The 6,324-nt window shown below is 40.7% G+C and carries 5 protein-coding genes; all 5 read right to left on the bottom strand.

Translation table 11 applies throughout. The annotated features are described in order from the left end of the window. Positions 1-1,268: hypothetical protein (locus KA531_03860; GenBank protein MBP6006005.1), on the bottom strand; the 1,268-nt coding region annotated here is incomplete at its 3' end. Then, entirely contained in the window at positions 1,265-1,654 is a 390-nt protein-coding gene (locus tag KA531_03865; GenBank protein ID MBP6006006.1) for a hypothetical protein, read from the bottom strand. The genes KA531_03860 and KA531_03865, both read right to left, overlap by 4 nt. Positions 1,655-1,661: 7 nt before the next feature. Then, the gene (gene prfB / locus KA531_03870; protein MBP6006007.1) at positions 1,662-2,729 is read right to left on the bottom strand and encodes a peptide chain release factor 2; all 1,068 of its coding nucleotides are present in this window, start codon (positions 2,727-2,729) and stop codon (positions 1,662-1,664) included. A 160-nt stretch (positions 2,730-2,889) separates the two neighbouring features. Continuing rightward, positions 2,890-3,825, bottom strand: a complete 936-nt coding sequence (locus KA531_03875) for a tyrosine-type recombinase/integrase (GenBank protein MBP6006008.1) — start codon at positions 3,823-3,825, stop codon at positions 2,890-2,892. A 229-nt stretch (positions 3,826-4,054) separates the two neighbouring features. Continuing rightward, positions 4,055-6,324 (bottom strand): DUF11 domain-containing protein (locus tag KA531_03880; GenBank protein MBP6006009.1); only part of this gene is annotated, 2,270 nt, incomplete at its 5' end.

Genomic DNA, 6,324 nt, shown 5'->3' on the forward strand with positions numbered 1-6,324 from the left:
TACATATGTCGCCTGCGATCATTATCACTTAGATAGACATCTACCTTGCGAGATTTGTAAACATTACTTCCAAGTAGCAACCCTGAGTTGGGCATACCTTGAGGAGCAACTATCTCTTTTCTAGCTGTTCTCTCAATCGGAGTAGCTACAACACCTGGGATATCTTCGGGCAGATGCCAAATGGTTGCCAACTCAGCAACCGACAAAATTGTATGACGATTCCTAACTGGAAAAAAGTGAAATATATAATCAGTTGCTAATTTTGCGCTGTCTTTGGTCTTATAAAACTTTAAGTTATTCAACCCTTGAAGGTTAAACTGGGTAAAGCTTGATTTGATATCATTAAGGATCATGCTTGACCTAGTTTGCTCATCTGAACTGACAATCACCCTGACCAAGGTCTCAAAGGTTGGTAAATTGGCCTTGTCATTGATTTGTTCTGACTTCTTTTGATCTTGGGCACTTGGACCTTTTTCTGAGCCACCTGACTTACCAGAATCTGCTTCAGAATCTGGATGCTTAAAGATAGCAGTAAAAAATACCTTATAGCTAAACAAATGCTTGAATAAATCCTTCCAAGGACTATCCTTATGTGTACCCTTGGCCATTGCGTCAGCCACGGAATTTGCTGACTTGTACCATTTCTTATTAGTATTAGGCCTGATTAATATCTGGATTGCTGCTCCATCATCGTCTGATAACTCAGACAAACTATTGAGTAAAGAGCCAATTGCGTCAAACTCCATGTTGTGATAATTTGCGATTGGATAATAACTGGACTTACCTAGATAGAATTCACCACCAGTAATAGTCTTGATGTTGGACTTATCGGAAAAAATATTATGATCTTCGACTTGTGTAATCTGAACATTAGGATAACCTGCACCAACTGCTTTCTTGACAGATGAGACAATACTGTAGGGAACTACTAGATAAAAATAGATTCTTTGACCTTGGGCGATTACCTCAAGGGCTAGATGTTTGTGTCCATAAAGCCTACCGACATTCTCCCCTACTATTCCCGATATTTGAGTCAAAGCTGCCTCAGCCCGAGCAACATTAGCTTTGAAACTTTCCCTAGAATCTTGCGATCCCCCTTCACTCTTTTCTACAGGTGGCAGCTGAATTAGCAATGGTACCATTTTAAGAGACCTTTCTAAGTCCTTAGTCTTGCGTAACTTAGTCAAATAATGGGTTGCCACTACAAATACACCGAGTACAATTAAAGTCAACCCCAATACTAATACAAAAAATGAAACTAGATTCATTGATCTTGCTTAATATCTAGTCCTTTAGCTTTTTTGAGGTATTCAACATTGAGACCTGACTCTGCTATTTCTTCATCTCGAGGTTTACTAGCTAAATCTGAGATAATCTTTTGAGCTTTACCAACAAATTCTTTAATCATCTCCTGATCATCGGAGGCCAGACTAGTGGGTTGTGCAGTTTGACTTTGACTGCCCTTTGTCAGACCATTGACTGGACTTGCTGAGCTAAGACTTGATACAAGAGTACTGGTCGAACCTATCGAGGGCATAGCTGCCCTAGTATTAGCTTCAGGAGCCGATACTACCTGCTCCCTGGGTTGAGCCAAATTCAATTCGGGAGAAGCCTGTAGCCCTGCTTGGCTCCCTGATATTGTTTCTTCAATCATCTTATGTTTATTTTAACATAAAATTATCAATTTCACCTGCCATAATTGATTTGAGATCTTTGACTTCTACCCCCGTTCGATGATCCTTAATCAACTGATATGGCTGAAAAGTATATGTTCTAATTTGTTCACCCCAGCTGGCTGATTTATCTTGGCTCTTGAGCTGACTTAGATCTTTCAAATGCTGTCTCTCGGCTAGATCTTCAAGCTTGGCGTACAGTAGTTTCATCGCAAGCTCCTTATTTTTGAGCTGGGATTTCTCGTTTTGGATAGCTACTACGATGCCAGTAGGCAAATGGGTTACTCTGACTGCCGAATCTGTCGTATTAACACTTTGCCCACCATGTCCACTAGAACGGTAAGTATCTATTCTTAAGTCATTTGGATCAATCTCCACTTCGACCTGTTCTATTAGTGGCAAAACTTCGACCAAGGCAAATGAAGTCTGACGAAGATTATCCGAATTAAAAGGGCTCATTCGGATCAAGCGATGTACTCCTGATTCACGAGCCATCCAGCCATAGGCATACAGACCAGCTACCTCAAACTGGATTGACTTAATGCCTGCTTCGTCGCCTGGACTCTTACTAATCAATTCTATTTGATATTGATGTCTTTTGGCCCATTTGAAGTAAATTTCAGACAAAATTTCTGCCCAATCCATAGCATCAACTCCACCAACTCCAGCACTAATTGTCACTACCGCATTATCTTGATCATGCTTGCCATCAAATCGACTTTCTTGAATCAAAACCTCTGCCTGATCAATTACTGCTCTCACCTCGTCTACCAAATATTGATCCAGATCTGGGCCTAATCCTGTGACTATTTCACTCGCTAGATCCAAATTCTCGAGCACCTTGTCCCAAGTTTCCAAAGCTTTATCCAGTTGCCCGGCTTGTTGACTGATTCTTGTCGCTCGCTCAGGATCCTGCCAAAAATCTGGATTATTAATATCCAGATTAAGACTGGAAAGTTTTATTCTTTTACTGTCAAGATCTTGCTTTTTATGCGCCCTAACAAATTTCTGATAGACTTGCTTAAGTTCATCCTCAATATCTACTGTTTTTTTCATATCTATAGTATAACAGAATCAATACAAATCTAGCTTTACCGATACCCACAATAAGGTGTATGGGGGTCAAAGACTGTTTTCATACAACAAGTAGAGAATGTTGATTTAAAAAGCCAAAGAAATATGACAATAATTGATCTTGTCGCTTCTATCCAAAAATCTATTTTGAAATATTACCACTATGATATTTTCGGTGGGTATCTTTGAGCTGAGGATCAGTCAAATGAGTATATACTTGAGTAGTAGATATATTAGCATGCCCCAAAAGAGATTGGACACTACGAAGGTCTGCTCCATTACTGAGTAAGTCAGTCGCAAATGAGTGCCTTAAAGTATGTGGTGAAACATGCTTAAGAATACCGGCTAATTTAGTGTAGCCCTGAACCATCCTCTGAATACTTCTTGGACTAATACGCAATTGTTCACCTTGATCTTGATCTGATTGCAGGCCAGAATAATGACGAAATAATGGCTGAGCGTAGTCTTCCCTGGCCTCTAGATACCTATAGACTGCCTGATTAGCCTGATCTGAGATATAAACTATCCTATCTTTCTGTCCCTTGCCTCGAACCACGAACTCTCCAGTATCAAGATTGATATCAGACCTGTTGAGTCCAGTCAGCTCAGAGACCCTTAAGCCAGTAGAGAATAGTAAGTTGATAATAGCAAAATCTCTTCTACCAATCTCCGTATGTTGATCAATCACTCCCATTAATTTTGATACCTCATCGGGGCTAAGAAAAGCCACCTGTCTACGCTTGACTTTGGCCAATTCAATCTGATCCGCTCCTAGGGTTTTGATACCCCTTTTTGCCAAGTACTTGAGCATCCCTCTGAGGGCAATTAGATGATAATTCTGGGTAGTTCTTGATATCTTGCGACCATCATCTAGTATGATTCGGTTAAGCTTTTGTCGCCAGCCAGTGACCCTATCTAGATCCAATTTAGATACTTCGACCTCTTCACCGTATTGATCTGCCATATAATCCCAAAGCCGCCCAAGATAGCTAGAATAATTCTCAATAGTCTTAAGCGAACGTCCCTTCTCGACTTCTAGATAATCCAAATAGTTACTAATTGCTTCTCCTAGCTCCATATAGCAATTTTATCATATCTCCCCTAGCCTCTTGCCTTGACAAAACCAAAACCTACCAAATATCGCGGACAGTCCGCGACATCTCCAATCTGGCAAGTTAGTAAAAGTCGCGGACTGTCCGCGACAAAAAATATGGTGTAATATGTCGATAAAACCAAAGAATCCGAGCTACATATGCAGCCCGGATTCTTTGGTAATATTTTTGTTTTTTAGACTTGCTTGGGTCTTCTTAGAAACCTAACTTTTCAGCTCTTTTTCTGAGCTGATAGTAACTATAGCCCAGGTAACTCAGAACTAAGCTAGCAAACAAGATAGACAAGGTACTAGCAAGACCAGTAGCTGGAGTTGTACCTGATGGGACAACTACAGGGTTGGTACCAGGCACTGGAGCCTTACCACCCTGAGCGATTACCTGAGGAGTAGTAGTTGATACACCTGCAACGTTAGTAGTATTGGCTTGATTGGTAGTATTTGTTACATTGTTAACATTGTTGGTATTGGTTACATTGGTAACATTCTCAACATTTGTTACTACTATATCCTTTTCACATCTAAAGTTTGCAGAATCTTGATCATCTTCGCTAGCATCCTGATTACTTGGGGTAGAATCAATATCTTCTTGATCTGCCTTAGCAACCTCTGCGGTATTGGTAATAGTCTTATTCTCACAAGTCTTATCAACCTTGACCTTGATTGACAAGGTCTTAGTCTGACCAGCATTAAGCTCACCTAGCTCCCAGATCCCTGTAGCAGGGTCGTACTGACCATCAGCGCTGATGAAGCTTACTCCTGATGGTAACTTGTCTGAAACCTTAACTCCGGTAGCATCAGCAGGACCTTTGTTGGTCACACTGATTTGATAAGTCAGTACTCCACCTTTACCTGTACTGTTCGTACTGATTGATTTATCTAATTCGAGATCAATAGTATTGTCTACAGGGTTAACAACTACCTTATCCTGATCATCTTCTATAGGATCATGGTTGCCTGGAGTAGAGTCTACATCCTCTTGATCTGCCTTGGTCACTTCAGCGACATTGGTAATCTTGACCTCCTTGATTACCTTGACTGTGATAGTCAAAGTCTTGGTTTGACCTTTAGCTATTTGACCAACTGTCCAAATGCCTGTAGCAGGATCATAACTAGTGCCTTCTGGGGCATTGCTGGAAATATATTCTACTTCGCTAGGCAATTTATCAGTAACTTCTACACCAGTAGCATCTCCTGGGCCTTTGTTTTCCAAAGTCAGGGTATAGGTCATTTGATCACCTAGGGCAATCTCAGTAACATCAACCATTTTGTCCAATTCCAGATCAATTGGCTGTTCACTGACACTAATTACTACCTTACAAGCTTCTGTCACAGCAGTCTTACCATCAACAGTTTGGATCACTAGGCTAGCAGTATAATTACCAGCTTTTTGATAGGTATGGCTAAATACGCCACTACTATTTGTGTCATTTTGTCCATCACCAAAATCAATTTGGTAATTAGTGATATTGGTGTTCACTACTTGGCCAATACCTGTGAATTCTACAGCTAATGGAGCTTGGCCAATAGTCACACTTGCGTCTAGATCCTTACAGATATAAACAGGCTTGTCTTTTGGATAGATACTAGCACTATCAATATCATCTTCACCAGCTACTCCGTTACCAGGGGTAGAGTCGACATCAGTTTCGTTCATATTGCTGATTTCTGCTGTATTGGTGATCACTGAATCGATTTGAGTTACCTTGGTCTTGATGATCAAGGTTTTGGTCTCACCACCATTGATTGTACCGATATTCCAAGTGTTGTTATTGAACACTGTAGCTGGAGTAGTAGAGATGACTTCTAGTCCAGCAGGAATAACATCCTTGACTTCTACACCAGTAGCTGTAGTGTCTAGTTGGTTTTCTACTGTAATAGTCCAGTTGACAATATCGCCGACTGCTACCTGAGACTGATCTACAGTCTTAGTTAGGGCTAGGTCGTAGACTTTTTGATCCAAGCAAACTTTAGCGTCAGCTTGATCATCTTCACCAGCTACTCCATTACCAGGAGTAGAATCAATATCTACTTGATCAGCCTTGCTGACTTCAGCAATGTTGACTATACAATCCTTATCAGCATTAACTTTAACCTTGATAGTCAAAGTCTTGGACTGACCCTTATCAAGACTACCAACACTCCAAATACCTGTAGCACTATCGTAGTCACCATTGCTTGAAACAAAGCTAACTCCAGTAGGCAATTTATCGAGCACTTCAACCCCAGTGGCCTGATCAGGACCATTATTAGTCACCACAAGACTATATTCGATTTCTTGACCCTTGCTAACTTTTTCGGCATTAACCTGCTTGGTTAGCTCTAAATCAATCTGATCAGCATCTTTTGGATAGATACTAGCACTATCAATATCATCTTCACCAGCTACTCCGTTACCAGGGGTAGAGTCGACATCAGTTTCGTTCATATTGCTGATTTCTGCTGTATTGGTGATCACTGAATCGATTT

It is taken from the genome of Candidatus Saccharibacteria bacterium, from assembly GCA_017983775.1.
Taxonomy (GTDB): Bacteria; Patescibacteriota; Saccharimonadia; order JAGOAT01; family JAGOAT01; genus JAGOAT01.